The organism is Rhizobium herbae (assembly GCF_019511375.1).
In the GTDB taxonomy this organism is placed as follows: domain Bacteria; phylum Pseudomonadota; class Alphaproteobacteria; order Rhizobiales; family Rhizobiaceae; genus Pararhizobium; species Pararhizobium herbae_A.
Map to the genome: position 1 here is coordinate 757,407 of NZ_JAEUAO010000002.1, position 21,061 is coordinate 778,467.

23 protein-coding genes and 1 tRNA gene are annotated in these 21,061 nt (G+C 59.6%); 13 read left to right on the top strand and 11 right to left on the bottom strand.

Features of this window, described 5'->3' with window-relative positions:
• Positions 1-496: 496 nt before the first annotated feature.
• The 10 genes from JNB71_RS10840 to JNB71_RS10885 all read left to right on the top strand — a co-directional run bounded on the left by JNB71_RS10840 (position 497) and on the right by JNB71_RS10885 (position 8,865).
• Positions 497-1,429 carry an L-lactate dehydrogenase gene (locus JNB71_RS10840; RefSeq protein WP_220371797.1) on the top strand — a complete coding sequence of 311 codons (933 nt, stop codon included), beginning with the start codon at positions 497-499 and terminating at the stop codon, positions 1,427-1,429.
• 968 nt (positions 1,430-2,397) lie between these two features.
• Entirely contained in the window at positions 2,398-2,817 is a 420-nt protein-coding gene (locus tag JNB71_RS10845; protein ID WP_220371798.1) for a very short patch repair endonuclease, read from the top strand.
• A 155-nt stretch (positions 2,818-2,972) separates the two neighbouring features.
• Entirely contained in the window at positions 2,973-3,938 is a 966-nt protein-coding gene (locus JNB71_RS10850; protein ID WP_220371799.1) for a DNA cytosine methyltransferase, read from the top strand.
• A gap of 43 nt (positions 3,939-3,981) precedes the next feature.
• Positions 3,982-4,854, top strand: coding sequence for a NaeI family type II restriction endonuclease (locus tag JNB71_RS10855; protein ID WP_220371800.1), 873 nt, complete (start codon positions 3,982-3,984; stop codon positions 4,852-4,854).
• Positions 4,855-5,400: 546 nt separating this feature from the next.
• Positions 5,401-6,651 carry a hypothetical protein gene (locus JNB71_RS10860; RefSeq protein ID WP_220371801.1) on the top strand — a complete coding sequence of 417 codons (1,251 nt, stop codon included), beginning with the start codon at positions 5,401-5,403 and terminating at the stop codon, positions 6,649-6,651.
• A gap of 639 nt (positions 6,652-7,290) precedes the next feature.
• Positions 7,291-7,536 (top strand): hypothetical protein, encoded by a 246-nt coding sequence (locus tag JNB71_RS10865; protein WP_220371802.1) that lies wholly within the window; start codon positions 7,291-7,293, stop codon positions 7,534-7,536.
• A gap of 18 nt (positions 7,537-7,554) precedes the next feature.
• Positions 7,555-7,722, top strand: coding sequence for a hypothetical protein (locus tag JNB71_RS10870; protein WP_220371803.1), 168 nt, complete (start codon positions 7,555-7,557; stop codon positions 7,720-7,722).
• Between the two features lie 230 nt (positions 7,723-7,952).
• A complete protein-coding gene (locus JNB71_RS10875; RefSeq protein ID WP_220371804.1) occupies positions 7,953-8,186 on the top strand; it encodes a hypothetical protein in 234 nt (77 codons plus the stop codon).
• Positions 8,187-8,264: 78 nt separating this feature from the next.
• Complete coding sequence (locus JNB71_RS10880) at positions 8,265-8,564, top strand: hypothetical protein (protein WP_220371805.1); 300 nt, start codon at positions 8,265-8,267, stop codon at positions 8,562-8,564.
• A gap of 19 nt (positions 8,565-8,583) precedes the next feature.
• On the top strand, positions 8,584-8,865 hold the full coding sequence (locus JNB71_RS10885; protein WP_220371806.1) for a hypothetical protein: 282 nt from the start codon (positions 8,584-8,586) through the stop codon (positions 8,863-8,865).
• A gap of 55 nt (positions 8,866-8,920) precedes the next feature.
• Here JNB71_RS10885 and JNB71_RS10890 read toward each other — a convergent pair whose 3' ends face one another.
• The 11 genes from JNB71_RS10890 to JNB71_RS10940 form a co-directional block, all read right to left on the bottom strand.
• Complete coding sequence (locus tag JNB71_RS10890) at positions 8,921-9,283, bottom strand: hypothetical protein (RefSeq protein WP_220371807.1); 363 nt, start codon at positions 9,281-9,283, stop codon at positions 8,921-8,923.
• A gap of 14 nt (positions 9,284-9,297) precedes the next feature.
• Positions 9,298-9,639 carry a hypothetical protein gene (locus JNB71_RS10895; RefSeq protein WP_220371808.1) on the bottom strand — a complete coding sequence of 114 codons (342 nt, stop codon included), beginning with the start codon at positions 9,637-9,639 and terminating at the stop codon, positions 9,298-9,300.
• A complete protein-coding gene (locus JNB71_RS10900) occupies positions 9,636-9,869 on the bottom strand; it encodes a hypothetical protein (protein WP_220371809.1) in 234 nt (77 codons plus the stop codon). The genes JNB71_RS10895 and JNB71_RS10900 overlap by 4 nt, the downstream gene beginning before the upstream one ends.
• Entirely contained in the window at positions 9,866-11,839 is a 1,974-nt protein-coding gene (locus JNB71_RS10905; RefSeq protein WP_223215813.1) for a DotA/TraY family protein, read from the bottom strand. The genes JNB71_RS10900 and JNB71_RS10905 overlap by 4 nt, the downstream gene beginning before the upstream one ends.
• The gene (locus tag JNB71_RS10910; RefSeq protein ID WP_220371811.1) at positions 11,836-12,501 is read right to left on the bottom strand and encodes a hypothetical protein; all 666 of its coding nucleotides are present in this window, start codon (positions 12,499-12,501) and stop codon (positions 11,836-11,838) included. Before JNB71_RS10910 ends, JNB71_RS10905 begins: the two co-directional genes overlap by 4 nt.
• Positions 12,498-13,661: a plasmid recombination protein gene (locus JNB71_RS10915; protein WP_220371812.1), complete on the bottom strand. Its 1,164-nt coding sequence runs from the start codon at positions 13,659-13,661 to the stop codon at positions 12,498-12,500. The genes JNB71_RS10910 and JNB71_RS10915 overlap by 4 nt, the downstream gene beginning before the upstream one ends.
• Before the next feature lie 6 nt (positions 13,662-13,667).
• Positions 13,668-13,952 (bottom strand): hypothetical protein, encoded by a 285-nt coding sequence (locus JNB71_RS10920; RefSeq protein WP_220371813.1) that lies wholly within the window; start codon positions 13,950-13,952, stop codon positions 13,668-13,670.
• 390 nt (positions 13,953-14,342) lie between these two features.
• Entirely contained in the window at positions 14,343-14,843 is a 501-nt protein-coding gene (locus tag JNB71_RS10925; RefSeq protein WP_220371814.1) for a hypothetical protein, read from the bottom strand.
• A gap of 1 nt (position 14,844) precedes the next feature.
• Positions 14,845-15,981, bottom strand: coding sequence for a GmrSD restriction endonuclease domain-containing protein (locus JNB71_RS10930; protein WP_220371815.1), 1,137 nt, complete (start codon positions 15,979-15,981; stop codon positions 14,845-14,847).
• Between the two features lie 156 nt (positions 15,982-16,137).
• Positions 16,138-17,889 carry a site-specific integrase gene (locus tag JNB71_RS10935; RefSeq protein WP_220371816.1) on the bottom strand — a complete coding sequence of 584 codons (1,752 nt, stop codon included), beginning with the start codon at positions 17,887-17,889 and terminating at the stop codon, positions 16,138-16,140.
• An 86-nt stretch (positions 17,890-17,975) separates the two neighbouring features.
• Positions 17,976-18,049: transfer RNA gene (locus tag JNB71_RS10940), tRNA-Gln, on the bottom strand.
• A gap of 392 nt (positions 18,050-18,441) precedes the next feature.
• Between JNB71_RS10940 and JNB71_RS10945 the strand changes: the two genes are divergently transcribed.
• Genes JNB71_RS10945 through JNB71_RS10955 form a run of 3 tightly spaced genes read left to right on the top strand, consistent with a single transcriptional unit; the run spans position 18,442 to position 21,057 of the window.
• Positions 18,442-19,917 carry a Ppx/GppA phosphatase family protein gene (locus JNB71_RS10945; RefSeq protein ID WP_431028630.1) on the top strand — a complete coding sequence of 492 codons (1,476 nt, stop codon included), beginning with the start codon at positions 18,442-18,444 and terminating at the stop codon, positions 19,915-19,917.
• Positions 19,914-20,669 (top strand): RlmE family RNA methyltransferase, encoded by a 756-nt coding sequence (locus tag JNB71_RS10950; RefSeq protein WP_220371818.1) that lies wholly within the window; start codon positions 19,914-19,916, stop codon positions 20,667-20,669. Before JNB71_RS10945 ends, JNB71_RS10950 begins: the two co-directional genes overlap by 4 nt.
• 4 nt (positions 20,670-20,673) lie before the next feature.
• Positions 20,674-21,057: a VOC family protein gene (locus JNB71_RS10955; RefSeq protein WP_220371819.1), complete on the top strand. Its 384-nt coding sequence runs from the start codon at positions 20,674-20,676 to the stop codon at positions 21,055-21,057.
• Positions 21,058-21,061: the final 4 nt, after the last annotated feature.

Genomic DNA, 21,061 nt, shown 5'->3' on the forward strand with positions numbered 1-21,061 from the left:
GCGCGCGCGTGGTTTTCAACCGCCAAATGAGCGTCCGCTTTCGTGGATTGTGTTGAAAAAGTCCGGCTTGAACCAGTGCTGAAGTACTCGCGGCACTAGGGACAGGAGGGCCGCGTCAACCTCGATCGCGAACGCCAGGCGAGCTGAACAACCCGCTTCAACGTCGACTTCTTCAACATTATCCGCCCCAAAGCAGACACGCGCTGCCCGCGGAACGGTGACCGATCTGGGGGGCGAAAGCAGATTGACCGCTTTCAGCGTCCATACCGAGAATGCGGACGTTCAGGTTAGCTAGACCAAGGTCGCAAGCTGCCCCGAACGCTTGCGCGGCTCGGTTCGAACTGGCGCGTCTTCATTGCTGAGGAGAGGCCTGGACCTTGGCGGCTTCTCATCCCGTCAGTCCATCAGATACTTCCTAAAGAGTCCACATCAGGGCCTTGCATTGTCCGATCTGCGCGGCCAATCTTAGGGCAACTCCGACAGGGAGGGAAGCGCGATGAAAGTCGGCATTGTTGGGGCCGGCATGGTTGGCAGCGCGACTGCGTACGCCTTGGGTTTACGCGGCATCGCGAGCGAGGTCGTGCTGGTCGATCTCGATCCGGCTCTGGCCGAAGCACACGCGCTCGATATCGCACATGCGATGCCGTTTGCCTCAGGAACCTCGATTTCTCATGGAGACTACGATCATCTTCGGGATGCCGGTGTCGTCGTAATAGCCGCAGGGGTCGCGCAACGATCCGGGGAGACGCGAACCGATCTGCTGAGCCGCAACGCCGCGGTCTTCCGAACAGTTGTCGGCGAAATCACGCGCGTCTGTCCTGACGCGATTCTGCTGGTTGCGTCCAATCCGGTCGACATCATGACCCAGATCGCCACAGCCTATTCCGGGCTGCCAAACCATCGCGTGATCGGCTCGGGGACAATTCTCGATACCGCGCGGTTTCGTAGCCTGCTGGGGGCTCATCTTCGTGTGTCGCCGCGATCCATTCATGCCTATGTGCTAGGCGAACACGGCGACAGCCAAGTCCTGGCCTGGTCCGGTGCCAGGGCGGGCACAGTTCCTGTTGCTCTCTTCGGTGCACAGATTGGCGCTCCCGTTACCGACGCTGTCCGAGCAGAGATCGACAGCAAGACCCGCAACGCGGCCTACACCATCATCAAGGGCAAAGGCTCTACCTACTACGGAATTGGAGCAGGTCTTGCCCGGATCGTCGGCGCGATAAGGCAGGATGAACAGGCGGTGCTCTCAGTCTCGAGCGTCACAGCGTTGATCGAAGGTGTGCGCGATGTAGCTTTATCAGTTCCCCGCGTTGTGGGCCGCGAAGGCATTTCCACCGAATTGCTTCCTGACCTTGATACACATGAGCGCGCTGCGCTTCAACGAAGCGCTTCTAAACTTCGAGGCCTGTTCGAGGCGGTGACGCTCTGATTCGAAGTCATCTGAGCCCGTGCGGGCCCTGACCGCGCGGCCACGATGATTTGACGAGAGCCCAGGTGAGATATGGGAGAACTACTCGAAAGAGGCCGAGGCGATCGGCACCGGGCTGGCCAGGACAAGTGATGCCCTGTGCTCCTATCGCCCCACGACGCTCAAGGGCGTCCACCATGACCTGCGACGTCTTCGTCGGTGGCGAGAGTAGCGACTGCGACTTTACCGCCGCGGAACTGATGGGCGGCTTTTTGCGTCCCGGCGATAGGTGACGTACCGAAAAGGACCGCCTCGAGCTTGAGACGAGGCGGTCCTCGCGGATGTGATATCCGCGTACCCGGTGAGGAGTCGCGAGACACCGGGGCTGCCCGCCTCGTCCGGGGAGGACTCATGAGGCAAACGAGAACCTATCTGACAACCACCCCTTGCGAAATTATACAAAGGTTGCCCCACCATAGACCCATGTCCAAGCACGCCGCGCCGGCGTGCGTCGTTTCCATGTTGCATTCCATGTCGCGTGGATTAGCCGAGGACAGCCGGAAACCGTTGGAAATCAAGGGAACTGGATTGCAACATGACGCGACATGAAAAGAGCCGCATACGCTTGTTCGTCAGTCGCATCTTTTGATTTTGCTTTGGAAAGGTTTGGCTGGGGAACCTGGATTTCGACAGCCGTTTCCAAAAAATGTTGACTTACAACGAGTTACGACATCTCGCAGGCGGCAATGTGGGGGTGGTGTGTGGGGTTGTCAACACTTCTTTGTAGGGGCGACCTTCTCCGGCATCACGAGCGCGCTGGCGCACTCGTGATGGTATCCCAAACGCCCCGCGAGGGGCGTGAGGCCCTTCCCCGGGGGAGGGCCGCAGCACCGCCCTTGGGCGGGTGGGGGACATGGAAATCGTCATGTACATATACGTGAGCCTTCGTTAAGGCTCAGATGCTGTCACGGAAAATCAGCCCAACGAAAATGCCCGAAACGACCGAACAACGCAGTCAAAATATGTCGCGCATTCGGAGCAAGGACACTGGCCCCGAAATGGCGGTGCGCCGGCTCGTCCATTCCCTCGGGTATCGGTATCGACTCCATAGAAAGGACCTGCCGGGAAAGCCGGATATCGTCCTCGGGCCACGCCGGAAGATAATTGAAGTCCGAGGCTGCTACTGGCACGCGCATTTACGGTATGATCCCACATGCTGGGAAGCCCGTTCGGCGGCAAAGTCCAATACGAGTTACTGGGGTCCCAAAATGGACCGCAATGTCGCCAGGGATGCCGAGAACCTTTCGAAGCTTCAGGACATGGGATGGCAAGTTCTCGTGATCTGGGAGTGCGAACTTCGTGACATTGAGGAGGTCGAGCGACGTATCACTGACTTCCTCCAGGCATGAAGTAAACCTGTGGGTTCCTGCTCCGTTCACCCGGTTAAGCCTGGCGAAACCTTGTAACAATATCTTGACGGATGAAGCCGTTGCGCCGAGTCGAGCGGCGTGCTATCCCGGCTACGTTCTTGTTTTGTTCATGTATGTTCCTGTATGGAGGCCCGATGTCTTTCACCTCACTTGAAATGTGCGCTGGGGCTGGCGGTCAGGCACGAGGCCTTGAGCTAGCAGGATTCGACCATGCCGGCGTCGTCGAGATTGATCGCGACTGCTGTGCCACCCTTAGGCTGAACCGCAAGGAGTGGACCGTACACGAGGAAGACCTGACTCTGTTCGACGGCCGCGGCTACAAGGGCATTGACCTCCTCGCGGGCGGCTTACCGTGCCCGCCGTTTTCCATTGCTGGAAAGCAATTGGGGGACAAAGACGAGCGTAACCTGTTCCCTGCTGCCATTCGGTTGGTGAATGAGACACGCCCCAAGGCGATCATGATCGAGAACGTCCGTGGATTTCTTGGAGCGGTCTTTGAGGGCTATCGGGGATTCATTCGGGGCGAACTGAAGAAACTCGGCTACGAGGCGCATTGGCGTCTATTCAACGCCAGCGATTACGGCGTGCCGCAGCTTCGCCCCCGCGTGATAATCGTCGCGCTTCGCGACGACATCAAAGATCGCTTTGAGTGGCCGACTCCGTCGCCGGCCGATGCGCCAACCGTCGGCGAGACTCTGGTTGACCTGATGGGAGCGAACGGCTGGAAAGGGGCAAAGGCTTGGGCCAAGCGCGCGAACGACGTTGCGCCCACCCTAGTTGGAGGAAGCAAGAAACATGGCGGCCCGGACCTCGGTCCGACGCGCGCGAAGCGGGCGTGGGCAACGCTCGGCGTAGATGGTATGGGCGTCGCCGACCAGGCACCAGCTCGCGACTTCGTTGGCATGCCGCGCCTGACTGTCCGCATGGCCGCCCGCATCCAGGGCTTCGACGATGCGTGGGAATTCCATGGACGGAAGACAGCCGCCTACCGTCAGGTTGGCAATGCATTCCCGCCGCCCGTCGCGAAGGCGGTAGCCTCGAAGCTCCGAGAGGCGATGGAGACGAGGGCGAGCCGTCCCGTTTCGGCACTCGCAGGTTAATTTCTTAACCTCCCGCTAACCATGTGCGGCGAACATCGGGCGCATGTCACATGCGCCGCTCGATTCATCACATCAGGATTATTTGACCCTCTCTGCCATTGAGGCGGCGATCCTCGCCGCTGGGGGAGGGCTCAATGCGTTCACGGAAATGGTGACTGGTCTGTTCCGTCAGGCTTTCGACGAAGTCATCGATGCGCCCCGGACAAACAGGTTCACCCTTGCGGAGATCGAGAAAACCGAAAAGACCTATATAGGGACAAAGGTCGAAATCCTGCTGCGGAACTTCCTCGGCATGCCCAAGGGCGCGGTGCTGGACCTTTCTGTGAATGGCACAGAGGTTGACATCAAGATGACGACAAAGCGGGACTGGATGATCCCGCGGGAAAGCATCGGACGCCCTGCAATCCTCATGAAAGCGGACGAGCGGACCGCCCTGTGCGACGTCGGCCTCATCGTCTGCCGGCCGGAATATCTCCGTACCAGCAACAACCAGGACAAGAAGGGACAGATCGCGGCGGCGCAATACGTCCACATCTGGTGGATACTCAGAAGGCAGCGCTATCCAAAGAACTTCTGGGAAGTGCTGCCTCTCGCCGAACGGAAGGCGATCATGGACGCCGGAACAGGCAAGTGGCGGCTGGCCGCGCTATTTGAGCGAATACAAGGGCAGCCAATTTCGCGCAGCCAGGTGCAAGCGATTGGGCAGCAGCACGATTATATGAAGCGACTTCGGAAGAATGGGGGCGCTCGCGATATTCTCGGACCCAAGCAGATCGCGATTCTCTGGGGATCGAAAGATCGCGATCTGATCGAGAGGTTCGGGCTTGGTCCAGTGACATCTGAGGAGTTCGTCTCGTATCACGCAACCACCGCGGATGATGTTGCCCTCCTCCGGGCGCGGGATCATATCGACTGACGGGCAGGGAGTTTCCAAGATACGCCTTCATCGGCGCTTGACCGATGCCCGCTATCAACCGAGCATAGAAAAACCGCCATCACCGGGCTCGCAACCCTCCGGCGGTTTTTCTTGGGAATGTTCAATTATGATGAACGATCTTGAAATTGCTGTAAAGCCGCCGTTGACGGCTGAGTGACCGCCGGGCTGGGACATACCCCAGCCAAGTCGACGTCACCCCCAACCCTCAGACTCAAATTTGTTGACAAGCTCTTTGCTGACAAGGGCTTTGTGTTCGATCCCTACGAGGATGCCGAGGCGCGCGTCCGCGCTGCCGTCGATGCGACGGCTCCCAAGGCGGCAGGCGAAGCCGCCGCCCTCGGGAGTGGAGGAGCTACGGTTCCGCACCGCGGGAACGGAGAAACTCCACTCCCCCACCGGGACAACCAAGTATCACCCCCTTCTGGATCATCGACGGTAAAGCGCTGGAGTCTCTTATCCCGAATCCAACGGCTCTGCCGACCTACCGAGGAAGGCACGCGCGGCCCCGCCGTCGTCGGTTGCGGCATGCCCGGACACGACGCCGCCAGCGTCAATATCCACCTCCGCACCGCCGCCGAGACCGGCGAAATCCGCGCCGGCGTCTCCGGCATCTACCGCTGCGGATCGCCATGGCTCTGCCCCGTCTGCGCCACGAGAAAAGCTCATGACCGAGCCGAGCGCGTTCAGGCTGCCGCCAATGCCACGTTCCAGCGCGGCGGACGAGCCGCGCTCGTCGTCCTCACGGCCTCACATTCACTCGACATGTCACTCGCCGAGATCAAGGGCCTTGTGCAGGGCGCTTCGAGTGCCGCCCGGAAGGGCCGAGCCTGGACTAAAGCGGTCCAGGACTACGGCATCCTTGGCGTCGTCGTCGGTCAGGAGGTGACATATAGCGTCACGAACGGCTGGCACTATCACCAGCACCTTTCCGTCATGGTCGACGGCCTGGACGGCGAGAACGCCGAGTTCTACGAGTTTCCCGACGCCTACGAGCGCGCCGAAGCAGCGGGCGCTTGGATCGCCAGGGCCTACGCCGAGCAAGTTCGCGCCCGCGGTGGAAAGGTTTCGGACCGGCACGGCTGGCATGTCCGGGTGGCGCGCGATGCCGCCGACGCAAGCGACTACACCGCCAAGGGTTCGATGGCCTGGGAGGTCGCCGGCGGCCACAAGGCTGAGACCAAAGCCAAGACGTCGCTGACGCCGTGGGATATCGCCATCGCCGCGGCGGACGGCGATACCGGCATGTTTGGCCGGTGGCGGGAGTACATGGAAACCATGCCCGGAACACGCTCTTGCGTCGTATCCGCCGCGCTCGCCAAAAAGCTCGATATTCCGCCGTTGGCCGACGACGCGGAAGGCGGCGAGCAGGCCTTGCACGATGCCGACGAAGTTGTGGGCCGTGTCGAAGCGCCCATGTGGCGCGTTTGGATGCGCCACGGTCTTGCGGCCACCTTCTTGTCACGCGTCGAGTTCGGGGGCGAGGAAGGCTTCGACGCTGCCGTGGACGCAACCGAGCAGGACGCCGCACCGCTCGAAGCCGAATACCAACGGCTCCGGGCCGAACGTTCTTTCGCCCGTCAGGTCGAGCGGCGCGAGGCGGATCGCGCCGACAGGGATACCGCCTTCGCCAAGGCTTTTGCGATCGACCGTCTCCGGCGTCTCGCCGATCGTCACGGTTCTCGGGATCGTATTGCCCGCGTGATCGCGGAAGCCGCGGCCGTGTTCCCTGAGGCCCGTCCGCTCGAACCGGTCGAGCTCTACAAGGCAGTTGCTTGAACGGAATGCCGATCCGGGGGCAGTCGGTCCCGGTTCCCGCCGGTTACGGCGGCGCTACGCTGAACCTCCTGCGGCTGCCCGGTTAACCGGTCTCGGCATGCGCGAATTCCCGCGTCCTCCTCGATATCGAGGACCACTATGTTGGGCGCTCCGATGCGCTCTTCTCGACACAGACGCGGTTCCCGCGCCGGAATGGCCCACGGGTCCATTTTGAAGCTAAACGTGCTGTACGGCCACGCATGGAGCCTTGTACAGCGCTAATATACGTTCAAACGTGTCTGACTACCTTTAAGTCCACTTCCCCACCCTCACCGCCAAGCCTACCGTCATGCTCGCTATGTCAACGCCCGCGGGCGTCCTCCGCGTTGCTGCGGCCCTTCGGGTGACTGCCGCTGTGCGTGCCGGTCGGATTGGAGGCATCGGGACGGGGAACGCATCAAGGCCGCCCCTTCGGAGCGGGTCCGATCCCTCCGGGGGATCGAACAGGGAACAGGCCGTAGGTCGAGAACCCATAAAATCCTACCGATCCCGTTAATCACCCCTCCGGCACAACGCAACCAAGCCGCGTAAAGCCCTGGGCTCAACGCTCACGGCATGATACAAATAATTCAATGGAAACCGGCGATTAGAGGGGAGGTCATGGAGGTTAAGACGACAACCATTCCGGGTTTGACGTTCGCGGTCCAGATCGAGGAGGTTAACCACCGCGATCACTTGGGCGGGCTCATCTGCTATCTCGCCTCGCTCTACCGCCTCGACCCCAAGACGTCCGCTCGTCACCTAGTCCGGCGCTCCCGCATCCCAGGTGCTGCCGCCGACATGAAGCGCGAATTTCAACGTGACGGCATCCAAGCATTCCGACGCCTCGCACAAGCCACCGCCTGAAACACGAGAGGACACACAATGCTCGCACTTCGCATCCTTGGCTTCCCAATCGCAATGGCAGCCTTCGCCGTCCTCTATGTCGTCGCGACCACGGCCCCCGAAGCCGTCGAGATGACGAATATCATCCTTTGGCTCTTGCTGCCTGCGGTACTCATCGCAACGGGCGCGAGACGCATTTGGAAGTGAAATATTTTTCCAAGACTTCACCAGTTCGGAGCCGCCGTTCCGTCCGCGTCGAGCTATTTGAAGACCTCAGAGAGCGGCGGCGTCTTCGATTTCACCGAAATTAAAGAACTCGATCCACTTTTAGAAAAACGAGTTCTTTAATAAATTATTTCAATACGTTAGCTTCACTCCCCATTGGAGATTTCCCATTATTCTGTATCCTCCTCGTCATCATAACTGGAGACTTGAAAATGAAACTGCAATTCATGAGCTGGAAGCCCGACGCCGACGTCTATGGAGAATCCGCCGGCATGGCATTCGGTGACCGCGTCCTCGACCTTGTGGTGACCCACGGCGAGGAGATTTTCCCATGGGAGATCGTTGACGGGTGCGAGCCCATCGCGTCCGGCGAGGCCAAGAGCGCCGCCGAGGCCCGTCGCGCTGCCGAGACCGCCGGCCGCCGCGCGTTCATCCGCGCTGCCTGAAAAATATCTCACGGCGTGATTTTTATTTGCCGCCGATCTCACGCCGTGAGATTTTGGTTATAACAAGGGAGAGTGACGATGTTCCTCGGCGAGTATGCAGATGTTCCAATGGTTGAATTCAAGGTTGCGGGCAAGCTTTACGCTTTCGCTCCCCGTTTTCGTACGGTTGCCGACGAAAAGCTGATCCGCCCTGCCAACTATCGTCCAGGCGTCAGGACTTATTCTGTCGCTCGTCTTCATGATCGGCACGACCTCATGTTCGATTTCCCCGTCGATGAAAACCGGACTGCCGAAGAGATTAGAGATATGGCGTATATCAACGTCTGCAACGCTTTGGGCATTGACGCTGGCACCGCCGAAATCGATTCCGGTCGCTGAGGATTTGGAAGAGGACGGCATGCAGCAGGAAGAAACCCGGAAGGCTCGTCAAGCAGCCTATGCCGCCAAGCACCGGAAGAAGGCAAAAGCTATCCGCCGCCCTGACGCGCGGATTGTCGAGTCGGCCTATTTTGAGGCCTTCCATGTATTCATGTCGGAATTCCAGCCTAGTCTCGTGATACGTGGCCTTTCACACGTAGATACTCGTGCTCGTCAGATACTAGCGCAACAAGGTTACGATCCCGAGCAAGTTGCCGACAAAATCTCGAACATGAAAGACCGACTTACAGGAGCCGCCTGATCATCGGTGCTTGGCGGCGTACTTCCTCGTCCAATCTTTCCAACTCGCTCATGCATCACCTCGCTTCGATGTTGAAGGTCAGGACTCCGGTAGCGGACTGACCGGTTCCGGCGTCCGTCACTCTCACGGCAAGCTCATGATCACCGGCTACGGGAACCCCCGTAAACTCCCGTGTTTTCGGGTCGTAGGTCATCCAGACCGGCGCTTTCGTCGGCACGATCTCCACAGCCCCCGTCGACCGCGAAACCACGACGCCCACCGTCAGGGGCTGGCCCGCCTTGAGACGATCTGTCGGCGACGAGTCGGGGCTAGTGAACTCGACACGCACCGCGTCGGCTGGTGGCTGCAAGAGCGATCCGGCGTTCGCCGGCAGGGGGACGGCAATGGCGAGGAAAAGGGTGGTCAGGATTGTTTTCATGGGGCCTCTCAGTATCAATAAACGACGACTTTGTGCCAAGTCGTTCGTGGCGGATCGACGTAATCAGAGCCGTGGGAGGAGCATGCTTGCGTCTTCAGGGCTATGTCGTAAGACCCGCGGCCGGGATTGCCGCGCAGGTTTCCGCCGTTCGGACCGCCGCGAGTGAAGGTAAAGCCCGCTGGGTAATCTATTGACCAACGCCCCGCACAATCGGGGTGCATGATGATGGCCATGGCTATGTCGACTTGAGGGACGCCCCGATTGACCCGATCGGCGGGAAATCGAAAGGTTTCAGCGCTGACGCTCCCCGTCGAGATTGCGGATAGGATGACGGCGCTGAACGTGACGAATTTCATTCCACGCCCTTTCTTTTTCGGCCGACTACGACATTCGCTGATGGCTGCGCCCATGCCGCGATGCGATCAGGCAGAGACCACACGACGCCAAAGGACCAAACAGCGAGAACGTGTAAGGCGCAGAACACTGTTAGCGTGACCATCGTGGCAGACAGGTGAGACAACCCCACCAGACCGCAGGCCGTGGCCAGACCAAGGCCGCCAGCCGTCCACAGGATCAATTTCTTCATTTCGGCTTCCCTCCCTTTGTCAGCATTGCCACACCAGTTTTCGGCAATAACCCGCGTGCGGCAAGTCCGAGAATTCCGCCGATAGCGCCGGAGGCAATGCTCGATTCCCCCGCCGTTCCCGGAAGGCCGAGCCAGCCGAGAACTCGATCCGGCAACGCCCACGATTGTCCGAACAACTTCAGGCTGACGTACCAGGTCAGGTAAAGCTGGATGATAGACATCACGAGGAAACCGACGAGGCCGACGACCGCGCCGCCAGTCTGAGCGAGGAAGGCGGTCGCCCACATCGCATCCATCGTCCGAAGGACGACGTCGAAAACCGGGTAGGAGCCGCAATAAGCCAGGATTGCAAGGGACGGACGCAGGAAGACGTTGACGGTCAGCATCAAGCCAATGCGGACACCCTCGCCCGCGAAGTCTTCACCACCTTCCATTTTCATCCATTTGAGGCACCACAGCGGCAGCGCGATCATCGCCTCAAGCAAAGCTGCGACAAGTGCGATGCCGGCGGCAAGAACGAACAGGAACGGAAGGATCGGGATCACGAAGGCGCGTAGTCCGCCGATGAATATGAGGCCGCCGATAACCCAATTGCCCCAGCCGAGCAGGAAGTCGGCTGCCCCACCCGCGCCGACCGCGGACGAAAACCAGTTCGAGGACGCCACCATCAAGGTGGCTCCCGCGGCAATGGCCGTCCAGGCAATCGACAACATCGCATGCCCCGAGGAAATCAGATTCGACATCGCGTCACCCGATGCGGCAGACCGCGAGGCCCCCCATTCGGCCAGCCCCCGCGAGATCGGCGCGAGCAACTTCACCAGGAAGGTCGATCCCTCGTCCCCCGCGCCGGCGAAGTCATTGGCGGAGAGATTCGCCCTGTCCGCCTCTCCGGATACTTGGAGACGCAAGGCGTCGAAGGCGCGATCAAGCGCCTGCCCGAAGTCTCCGTCAGTTCTCGGGGCGACATCTTCGGGCATCTCGTTTGTGAGAGCCGTGGTCAACTCGCTGATCTGCCCAAGTGCCCTGAAATACGAGCCAGCCGACAGAAAACCTTCCTGTTCCGCGTTCTTGACCAGCTTTGATCGCGATTCCTTTTCGACCGTCATCGCCTCCGTCTTGGCCGCTTCGGAAATCTTTGCGTCGAAGGCTGCCCCACGGGCGCGTATATCCTGCACAATCGTCGAAGACAAAACCTTGCCGGAGATCGCCTTTGTCGCGGCGTCCGCGGAAGACAAGCCCGACGTCTCGGCAGCGAGCTTCGCGTACCGTTGCGCCTCGATCCGATACGCAGAAATGATTTCCTTAACCGCCTCACGCCGTGCGCTCGAAAAGCCCTCCCGATTGTCAGGGATCGTATACGAGAAATGCCCGCATGTCGGTCCATAGCTCCAAACGACCTTTTCACCGTACCCGGGGATACCAAGGCCAGCGACGTCCCCGGCTGGTTCCGGTAATGGAGCTTGCCATCCCCACAGGGAACCCGATCGATTGTAGACGGCCGTGCATATTTCGTGTTGCAGGATCGCCATGGCGACCGTCGATCCCGAGGATGAAACCGGGAGGATTGTCGTCCCGCCCGACGCCACCGTCTTCACGAAAACGCCCCACGATGCATCGGCGAGGTTGATGCCACCGCGGGCAACGACGTCTCGTAGCAGGTAATGTGCTGGCGAAAACCCCGTCGATGGTGTCGGAATCAGAAGTCCCAAACCAACGATGACGCGCAGCGGCGTCCATATCTGATGCCAGCGATCCCCTAGCGTTTTCCCCGTGTAGGCCGACTGCACTATACCGGAAATGACACCGTAGCCGAGAATCACGGTGGCGAACCCGAAGAGCGCCGACGTGAATACCTGCAACGTCTGCCCCCATGATGACGTCGTGTCCGTCGGCAAGACCGCCTTGACAAGCTGCCACGCCAGATTTGAGTCAGGAGGTTCCTGAAACAAACTTGCTATGTAGTCGATCATTTCGAGCCTCCTGGTTTGGGACCTCCTGGCCCGTCTGGAACCTCAGGCGTGGCATCGTTCTCCGCGTTGGCGTCGTCGCCGAGATCAAGCGCCTTCATCTCGGCTTCGGTCAGCACCACAGCGACGACAGGTAAGGCCAGCCGCGGCGAGGGTTTCGGCTTAGCCGCCGTCCCCGCCGATCCGGCCTTGCCCGCACTTCCCTTGTCGCCGCCATCGTCGCCCGCCTTCGCATCGGTATCGGTCGGCGCGGGTGCGGCTTCGAAGTCTGCCACGCTCTTGAGTTCATCCGCGCCGTCAAGGATCGTTTGCCCGATCCCCGCGAGTTCGGGGAGCGTGTGCCAGATCGCGGCCAGCCAGGGACGGGGACACGGCTGCATGTCGCCGTCCCGCAGGAGTTCAGCACGGTATCGGATGCGTTCTTCCAGCGTGCGCCAGCCCGCCGCATCGCCGCTGGACGCCAGCTTTTCGAGGTATGCCAGAAGCGCCGGACACTCCTCTTCGAGGAATGCCTGCCGATGGTGTGTCGGTCGCCCGCGAACCAGCAGGCACCACCGCACGACGTCCACTGCCGCCCCGTGTGCCGGATCGAGGTGAGACATTCCGATATCGCGCAGGGCTGCACGGGCATTCTGCCAAAAAATCTCTTCGCCGACGTCTTTCATGGCGTCATCCCTTCTGGTGTTGGTGTCGGAGCCGGTTCGTCCAGCGCGGCGGCGAGCGCCTTGGACAAATTTCGGATTTCCTGCTGTGCCGCGATGAGCCGTTGCCGCTGCTGGCGGAACGCATAGTTCGCATCGGAAGCCTTTTTTTCGAACTCACGGCGTGAGTTGCGTTCTCTACCGGCTTCGGCTCTGGCTTTCTCTACCGTAGCCTTCGCCGCGGCGATCTCGGCGGCATATTCCTGTCGAACACTCTCACGCAGAGAGGACTCGCGCGCACCGTCGAGGACAGCACGAACGGTCCCACCGACGCCTTTCAGGCGGTTCGCCGATACCTTCACCTTCTCGGCGTCCGCCTTGATCGCCGCAGCCTTCCGTTTCGTGCGCTCGACGTAGGCGCGGCCCTGCGCTTCTACGACGGCAGCCCGCTCCACGGCCTGCTTGAGTGCCGCCGCCTGGGCCTTCTCCTGATGCCATTGCGCCCGTGTCAGGCGGCGCTTCCCCGCGCCGATGCGAGTCAAGCCAGCAGGAACGGCAACCCGCTGGTGGTAATCGTCCAACCACGCCCGCACGCCCCCGACGTAGGCGCGGTTCGCCCGCTTATCCAAGGCCTTCTTGTCCTCACCTGGAAGCATCCCGGCGGCAACGACGGCGTTCTTCTCTACGTATCCGGGATGCAGCCGGCCCGCCCGCATTTCAGCATCGTCGGGAAGCAGGTAGGCGTGTATATGCGGGTGGCTTTCGTCTACGTGCCGGACGACCGACACCAGCCGATCCCCGTACTGTTCCCGAAGCCAATCGATCGAGGCCCGCTCCCATTTCTGAACGTCGCCGCGGACGTCGGCGCTGGCGCGGTATTCCTCCATCGTCGCGGGGTGGCTGAAGACGACGGCAGCCAGGGTGTTCTGACTCTTGCGGATCGCCTTGAATGTCGTCTTGCCGTTCTTGTCCGTTCTCGGCGTCTTGGCTGCCGCCGCGCGTTCGTCATGCAGCGTGCGCAGCGCGTCCACGTCGAGGCCGTACACGATTTCCGGGGGCTTCGGGGATTGGACATGCACCGATGCCGAGGGGACCCGTGTGACCTCGTTGAAAATGAAATCCGTGGTTCGTCCCGCTTTGTCGGAGCGGGCGAAAATTTCGATGCGGGCGAACTGGTAAGCCATTGCAGGTTACTCGGTCGGCACTCCCGGCAACACCCATTCGATCGCGCGGCGGAGTTCTCCGAGCCGCCGTCTTTCCCGCTCCGCACCTAGCAGGTTCAGAATCTTGCGGGCCTCATTGATCGCGACATCTCTGTCCGCCGCCAACGTGTTGTTGTCGTCCTCAAACTCTTCGGGCAAAGACCGATTATTGAAGGCGAAATCGTAGCGGTTCGCGTCGATCGCCGTGATGGTGGCACCGATCGCCGTGATAGCCCTATCGATTTCAATGTCTGTAAAGATGAGTGCCGGCATTGTTTCCTCCTGGTGTCTAGTGCCAAGAGAATCGTGCCTACCGGCGAAGATGAGGACAACGGAAAAGTGTATTATATGGACCGAATATAGCTTATCACTGCGTTCTAAGCATCGGCCATTTCATGGAGACCTGGCAGGGCCATGTCGTCGCCAGAACGGCGAAGCAACCACGCCCTCGGTGACGTCGCCTGTGATGGAGGCTCGGGCCTTTTAGGCTTGAGGCCTCCGGTGGCCGTCCTGTTGCTTGAAGCGGGCATTCTGTTCTGCCCGCTTGCGATAAGCACTCTCGACCCTATTTGGCCGAGGTGCTTCTGCGCGAAGAAGCGGGACCGACTGACGCCGAAATCGCATTCATTCCCAGAGGTTGCGGCCGCCTGGGAATAGTTGGCGCTAGAGCTGCCGTAGAGCTCTCTGAAACTCTTTCAGGCCATAGTATATATCCCCCAATCGAGCCTTGGTCGCCGAAGGAGCGTCAAGCGCAACTATCGGTGCAGGTCCCTGGAGATAGGTGTGCGCCAGCCCGTCACGCACTGTTTTCAACGTTCTCAACTGAGCTTCGAGTCTTGCTTTGGCCGCGGCATTGACGGACGCCTCGACATTCTCGCAAGCGACGACCCCAACGAGATTGATAAGCATTTTTCTGAAATGCCTTTCGTAATCGAATCCGTAAGTGCGCTTTACGTGGTCTTCAATTAGCCTGGTGTTGGCAGGTAACCTGACCTTCCTCGCGCAATGCCCGAGAATGATGCCGTCCATGGAGAGCTCAATCCAACCGCATAATTCAAGTATCGCCAGTTTGGAAAAATAGGTGGCCTTCTTGACATCAGGCTCTCTCCGGTAAGCCTGATCCAGATGCGTGAGATTTTCTTCGATGTGTTTTTTTACCACCATGTCATTCAGCGAAAATGTTCACCGCTGCGGTGAGCCGGGCGTCGACCTTGTCCTTCTTCGAGAGTCCCTCTGCGAGTTCGGAGTCCGAGATGCTGTGGTCGGCACGGAACTTCGCGAGCAACTGTTGAGCATGGGGGACGGTAGACGCCTCAAGATGGTCTAGGTTTGTCGCAACCCCAATCATCACCGCTTCAAGGACGGTACCTGGAATGCGTGGAGCCGGCCGATCGGTCATGACCTTCTCGGCGAGGACTTTAACAACTCGGACAAACAGGTCGTTATGTTCTTTGATGACTTTATCGTCCGCGTTCCGGCGATCCGACATATAATCGTTCAAGAACTTTGCGACTGATCCTTTGTACTTGTCTCTATTGTAATAGAAGGCGAAGAATCTGAGTATCGCTTCCTGTTTTGCGAAACGGTATTTCTCCCCAGGCTGCATGTTGTTAATGGCCCGCCAGTTGGGATCGTTGTCCCATTCCTTCAGAGCTTTGTTGAAGCTGCCAGAATAGATACAGTTTCTGATCTCTTGGTTGTTAAGCTTCAGTCCGCCCGAATTTAGGCGATGAAAAATCGTAAACAGGTACTCGTTGTGACTGCGTTTCGAAAAATCACACCTCAAGACATTTATCGGAATCGTTTGGTTTTGGACCTTCGAGAAAATCTTTCGGAGATCGCTCCCTGGTTTCGCCGTCTTAAATGTCGCCGGCGATTTGTTGCGAAGAATCTCATCGATGTCTGGAAGCTTCGAAAGTCTCCAGTCTTCGCCATTCAGAAAACGGACTATCGTGGAAATTCTCTGCAAGCCATCTATTACCAGCCATTCATTCCGGTTGGCGTCGTAGGCGAAGCACATGCTGGGTATGGGAAGCTGTTTGATGAGTGAATCGATAAACCTTGTCTGATCTGTCGAATTCCACACCACATCTCTCTGAAAATCCGGCTGAATGATCAGATCACCGTCCTGATACATCCGGAGCAAGTCGGCTCCTGATCGGAGTTCATTGTAGGCGACGATATCGCGGGGCGGAGACTCGTTTGTGTCGTCAGTCTCGCGCTCTGCTTCCTCCTGGCGTTCGATTTCATCCATCGGGTCGGCTGGAACAGCTTCTGCTTCTTGGTCAGTATCTTCAGCCATGTTGCTTCCTCGTCAATAGCTCTCGATCTCGCCTGGTTCGACGGATCAGACAGAATGACCGTCATTTAGCCGGAATCTATTATGCCGTCACTGACGGCCACAGGGTTGGGCTTCCATGACGTGAGTAGTGCACAGGAAACTCGATCCAATACCCGTCTATGGTCCGTTTCGTTGCGGCTTGACGAGTTTCCCGTTTTCGTCGAATTTCGGAGGGATCAGTTTTCGCTTCTTGATCGTCGGTTTTTGCGCCCGCGTGACCATCGGCGACGGACCGTCGTTGCTGGCAGTATGCAGGAAGGACAAATCAATGACAGGGGAGAAACTCTCGACCACCTGTCGCAGCTTTGCCGTGGTGACGCCCTTGGTATAAGTCTTTCCTTCGCTTCCGACACCCTCGTGACCCATCAGTGCGTCAATGTGCGATGCTTTCAGATCGGTCGATTCCAAGACAGTGCGGAAGGAGTGTCTGAAGCTATGGAAGGTTGTTTTGGCTCCCACACCTAAATCGGTCTTTATTCTGGAAAACTCCCTGCTGAATCCAGAACTAAGTTTTCCCTGGTGCAGGCCGAGTTGCGGAAAAAGGTGTTCGGAGCCAGCCGCGCGTTGCCTTTCGGCGTAGTCGCGGAAACCGTGATTCAGCAACCATGTGTGTACAGGAACAAGACGGAGCCCCGCTTCTGTCTTTGGGTCCCACCCGGGTCTTGCTTTGATTTCAAAACAATAAACGCCGTCTCTGGTGACGAGATCGTGTGCAGGCCGTATGCGGCAGATTTCCTCAAGCCGCATTCCGGAATACATCGCGATGAGGGGCAGCCAATGAAATGGGCTGTCGTTCGGGGCGGTCCGGTATGCGGCAGACGTGAAGAGCAACTGCAGGTCTTCCTGTGACCAGGCGTCTCGGGCGGATTTTTTCGACTTTGTTCCCGGGAAGGAATGTCCCGAGAATGGGTTGAAGGTCGACGACGCATGCTTTTTGTACACGAGCCATTTCCAGATTGAGTTCATTCCGGAGAAATGGCGTTTCGCCGTTTTCATCGTAACCTTTGGAGCACCTATGTTCGATTTTGCGCGCGCCAGCTCCTTTTTTAAAGAGCCTGTACGTCCCTTGCCGTGGGTTGCGGGAAGATCGAGGACCTTCTCGCGAAACTGGGCGGCGTGATCGAACGCTATCTTGCCAATTGCAAGGTCTCCCATCAGCCCGATGAAAAGTTGAACGCTCTTGAGGTACTGATCAGTTGTTTCGTCGTTGAGCGCTGCCCCGCCGTTGTAACCCTTGGCGATATCGTTCTGCCACGCTTCAATGAACGTTGAGAGTTTTGCAGGATTGCCTGGAAGAATCGGTGCTTGGCTTACGGGCGGCATTGCCACCAGAGTCTCGGGTTCGAAGACGGCTAACATCCTCTTGTCGACGTATTCCTTTAGGGTCTCGCGAAGAATGGCGATTGTTTTCTTGAGGTTTTCGCCACGGCCCATACCGGTATAGTCCGAATACTCTAAGGCTGACCAAGCCTCTTCAATGACGTTATTCTCGGGGGAGACAGTTTCCGCTCTGCCCATGTCTAGCAGCATATCCGGAAGTTGCTGATGATGCTCTCGCAAAATGCCGGGCGAAAGTCCCTCAAGCTTGTCGCGCAGTCGGATTTGCCAACTGGTTGAGGATGTCAGCCAATACTTCACGGCTGCCCGTATGTCCTCGTCGGACAAGATATCCTCCTCGTGTTCCTCGACCATGCGAAAAAGCCTTTCGGTTGCAATGAACAGATGCGCTGCTCGCGCCTTGGCTGTTCTTCGCACGGTCGTTTTTAAGGATCGGTATATTTCTTTGAGGCCGATGCGCTTCTGAAGCGCCGCAGGAACACGCCTTCGGAACACAAAAGAGTCGGCTTCCCGCCGCAGGTAGTCCGACATCGCCGATGCCCTTTGTGGGGGTGCAATGTGGGGTGATTCCGCACACTGGCGAGAGGGCGTAACTAATTGATTTATAAGGAGGAAAGTGGCTGGGGAACCTGGATTCGAACCAGGACTAACGGAGTCAGAGTCCGTGGGTCTACCGTTAACCTATTCCCCAATGCTGCGTGAGCGAGCGTGCCGCCCAGCCGGTGAAGCGGGCTTATAAACAAAAGATCGGCGGATGCAATAGATTTTGGGAAAAAATGTAACTTTGCCCACGCAAATTCCCCGGGCGTGCGATCCATACGATGACGCCCGAATTTAGGCATCCGGGCGCTGCACAAAAAGAATTTGGCGAAAGCCGGCGGCGCTGGTAAAGTCCGGCCAACGAAAATCAAGAGAGCGCCTCGAGCGGCGATCGTTCCGCGCGGCGCAATGGACAGACACGTGAGAGACCCCGACAGCGGCGAGAAGCCGTCCGTTTCCGGGGCGTCGGCAGCAGGCCGCAACGAGGGGCAGACACCGTCCCGTTCCGGCAAAGGCAAGCGCAGACGGGGAAAACCGTCGCGCATGGCCTCTGCGAATGCCAGTTCCTCCGGCCATGCCGGAGCAACAGGGCGTCCCGAAGTGAAAGATGCGACCGGGGAACCGGTCCGCAAACGCAAGCGCAGGCGCCGCGCCAAATCGGTGCAGGGCCAGCAGGTGGCCACTGCACTTCACGCCGCCGATGCTTCCACAACGAAGCCGGCGGCAATTCCCGGCGCCGAACAGCATTACGGCCGCAAGCGCAACAAGAAACACCGGCAGCGCCGCAGCCTGCAGGGGAGGCCGCTTGCGACTGCAGACAAGCGGCCGGGCGCAGAAGCATCCCCTCGCGCGCCGCAGGCGAACCCTGCTGCGACTGTGCGGGCGGAGGAGCGAACGGCATCTTCCCAGATTGCGCGCGAGGAGCGCCGCAGTAGCGGCCAGGCTGCGCCCCTCGGTTTTGATTCGGCCTCGCCGCTCTATGCGGCGCTCGATCTTGGTACCAACAATTGCCGCCTGTTGATCGCGCAGCCGACGCGACCGGGCCAGTTCCGCGTCGTCGATGCCTTTTCGCGCATCGTTCGGCTCGGCGAGGGGCTCGGCGCCTCCGGCCGACTGTCGCAGGATGCCATGGACCGCTCGATCGAGGCGCTGAAGGTCTGCGCCGCCAAGCTGAAGACGCGCGACATCCGCAAGACGCGGTTGATCGCCACCGAGGCGACCCGCGCTGCCGAAAACGGCGAGGCTTTTCTTGAGCGGGTGCTTGCCGAAACCGGTCTGGAACTCGAGATCATCACCCGTGAGACCGAGGCGCGGCTTGCCGTGTCGGGCTGCTCGTCGCTGGTCGGGCGCGAGACGAAATCCGTGGTGCTGTTCGATATCGGTGGCGGCTCCTCGGAGATCGCCGTCATCAAGATCGGCGAGAATCGCTCGAGCCGCCTTGCCAACCACATCACCCACTGGACATCGCTGCCGGTCGGCGTGGTAACGCTGTCCGAACGCCATGGCGGCCAGCATGTCACGCCGGAGAGTTTCGAGGCGATGGTCGTAGAGGTTCAGGGCATGCTCGACAAATTCGACTGCCCGGAAATCCACACGCTCGACAATCCCGGCGACGAGAACGGCTTCCACCTGATCGGCACATCCGGCACGGTAACGACGCTCGCCGGGGTCCATCTCGACCTGCCGCGATATGACCGCCGTAAAGTCGATGGGTTGTGGCTGTCGGACGACGAGGTTTCGGCCATGCAGGCTCGGCTTCTCTCCTGGGATTTCACGGCGCGAGCCGCCAACCCCTGCATCGGCCCGGATCGCGCCGACCTGGTGCTGGCCGGTTGTGCCATCCTCGAAGCCATTCGCCGCCGCTGGCCGTCGGAACGGATGCGCGTTGCTGACAGGGGCCTGCGCGAAGGCTTGCTCACCGACATGATGGCGGATGACGGCGTCTGGCGGCGCGGCCGCGCCCGCCGGCCCGCGCGCGGCCCCGCTCCGTACGCTTCCCATGAAGGAAAGACTCAATGACAAAACCCCCGATCGGCGGAAACCGCACCGGGCGCAAGCTTGGCCAGAAGGTCAAGAAGGGCAAGCTGAAGGCGTCGTCGCGGCGTTGGATCGAGCGGCATATCAACGATCCCTACGTCCAGCGTGCCCAACTCGAAGGCTATCGCGCCCGCGCCGCGTTCAAGCTGCTCGAAATCGACGAGAAGCACAAGATTCTCTCCGGCGCGCGGCGCATCATCGATCTCGGCGCCGCTCCCGGCAGCTGGTCTCAGATCGCCGCCAACGTGACACGGTCGACCGACGCGGAGCCGAAGGTCGTCGCCATCGATTTTCTGGCGATGGATCCGCTGCCGGGTGTGCATATCTTCCAGCTCGATTTTCTCGACCCGACAGCACCGGACAAGATCATGGAGGCCCTGGGCGGCGCGCCGGACCTCGTTCTCTCCGACATGGCCGCGCCGACGACGGGCCACCGCCAGACCGACCATATCCGCACCATGCATCTCTGCGAGGTCGCAGCGTATTTTGCCATCGACGTTCTGGCGCCGGGCGGCCATTTCCTGGCGAAGACCTTCCAGGGCGGAACCGAGCGCGAGCTCCTCAATCTCCTGAAGCAGAATTTCAAGCAGGTGGTCCATGTGAAGCCTGCCTCATCGCGGGCGGAATCGGTGGAAATGTTCCTGCTCGCCAAGGGTTTCAAGGGACGCAATGCGGACGGCGGAGCGAGAGTTCAAGACGTCTCGGAAGATCTCGACGAGGCGCCCGCGGAGTAGTGCCATGCTTCTTTACGTGACTATCGGCTCCAACAATCTTGAGCGTGCACAGGTTTTCTACGATGCGGCCTTGGCTCCGCTCGGGCTGAAACGCCGCAAGCAGGACGATGTCGAGATCGGCTATGGCGCCGAAAACGATACCCGCTGCCGGCTGTGGGTCGTAACACCCCATGACCGCAATGCCGCAACGATCGGCAATGGTTCGATGGTGGCGCTCGACGCTGAGAGCCGGGCGGATGTCGACGCATTCTATAAGGCGGCACTGGCTCATGGCGGCACCGATGAGGGCGCGCCAGGCCTCAGACCTTTCCATGAGAATTTCTACGCGGCCTATGTCCGCGATCCCGATGGCAACAAGCTCTCGGCGGTCTGTGAACGACCGGAATAGGCAT

Bases quoted from the DNA above. Each gene is read 5' to 3' on its own strand.
- JNB71_RS10875 (WP_220371804.1), top strand. From the start codon at position 7,953: ATGAAACTGCAATTCATGAGCTGGAAGCCCGACGCCGACGTCTATGGA.
- JNB71_RS10880 (WP_220371805.1), top strand. From the start codon at position 8,265: ATGTTCCTCGGCGAGTATGCAGATGTTCCAATGGTTGAATTCAAGGTT.
- JNB71_RS10885 (WP_220371806.1), top strand. From the start codon at position 8,584: ATGCAGCAGGAAGAAACCCGGAAGGCTCGTCAAGCAGCCTATGCCGCC.
- JNB71_RS10845 (WP_220371798.1), top strand. From the start codon at position 2,398: ATGCCCGAAACGACCGAACAACGCAGTCAAAATATGTCGCGCATTCGG.
- JNB71_RS10900 (WP_220371809.1), bottom strand. From the start codon at position 9,869: ATGAAGAAATTGATCCTGTGGACGGCTGGCGGCCTTGGTCTGGCCACG.
- JNB71_RS10955 (WP_220371819.1), top strand. From the start codon at position 20,674: ATGCTTCTTTACGTGACTATCGGCTCCAACAATCTTGAGCGTGCACAG.
- JNB71_RS10910 (WP_220371811.1), bottom strand. From the start codon at position 12,501: ATGAAAGACGTCGGCGAAGAGATTTTTTGGCAGAATGCCCGTGCAGCC.
- JNB71_RS10870 (WP_220371803.1), top strand. From the start codon at position 7,555: ATGCTCGCACTTCGCATCCTTGGCTTCCCAATCGCAATGGCAGCCTTC.
- JNB71_RS10930 (WP_220371815.1), bottom strand. From the start codon at position 15,981: ATGGCTGAAGATACTGACCAAGAAGCAGAAGCTGTTCCAGCCGACCCG.
- JNB71_RS10850 (WP_220371799.1), top strand. From the start codon at position 2,973: ATGTCTTTCACCTCACTTGAAATGTGCGCTGGGGCTGGCGGTCAGGCA.
- JNB71_RS10935 (WP_220371816.1), bottom strand. From the start codon at position 17,889: ATGTCGGACTACCTGCGGCGGGAAGCCGACTCTTTTGTGTTCCGAAGG.
- JNB71_RS10895 (WP_220371808.1), bottom strand. From the start codon at position 9,639: ATGAAATTCGTCACGTTCAGCGCCGTCATCCTATCCGCAATCTCGACG.
- JNB71_RS10915 (WP_220371812.1), bottom strand. From the start codon at position 13,661: ATGGCTTACCAGTTCGCCCGCATCGAAATTTTCGCCCGCTCCGACAAA.
- JNB71_RS10945 (WP_431028630.1), top strand. From the start codon at position 18,442: ATGGCCTCTGCGAATGCCAGTTCCTCCGGCCATGCCGGAGCAACAGGG.
- JNB71_RS10840 (WP_220371797.1), top strand. From the start codon at position 497: ATGAAAGTCGGCATTGTTGGGGCCGGCATGGTTGGCAGCGCGACTGCG.
- JNB71_RS10890 (WP_220371807.1), bottom strand. From the start codon at position 9,283: ATGAAAACAATCCTGACCACCCTTTTCCTCGCCATTGCCGTCCCCCTG.
- JNB71_RS10905 (WP_223215813.1), bottom strand. From the start codon at position 11,839: ATGATCGACTACATAGCAAGTTTGTTTCAGGAACCTCCTGACTCAAAT.
- JNB71_RS10865 (WP_220371802.1), top strand. From the start codon at position 7,291: ATGGAGGTTAAGACGACAACCATTCCGGGTTTGACGTTCGCGGTCCAG.
- JNB71_RS10950 (WP_220371818.1), top strand. From the start codon at position 19,914: ATGACAAAACCCCCGATCGGCGGAAACCGCACCGGGCGCAAGCTTGGC.
- JNB71_RS10925 (WP_220371814.1), bottom strand. From the start codon at position 14,843: ATGGTGGTAAAAAAACACATCGAAGAAAATCTCACGCATCTGGATCAG.
- JNB71_RS10860 (WP_220371801.1), top strand. From the start codon at position 5,401: ATGCCCGGACACGACGCCGCCAGCGTCAATATCCACCTCCGCACCGCC.
- JNB71_RS10855 (WP_220371800.1), top strand. From the start codon at position 3,982: ATGTCACATGCGCCGCTCGATTCATCACATCAGGATTATTTGACCCTC.
- JNB71_RS10920 (WP_220371813.1), bottom strand. From the start codon at position 13,952: ATGCCGGCACTCATCTTTACAGACATTGAAATCGATAGGGCTATCACG.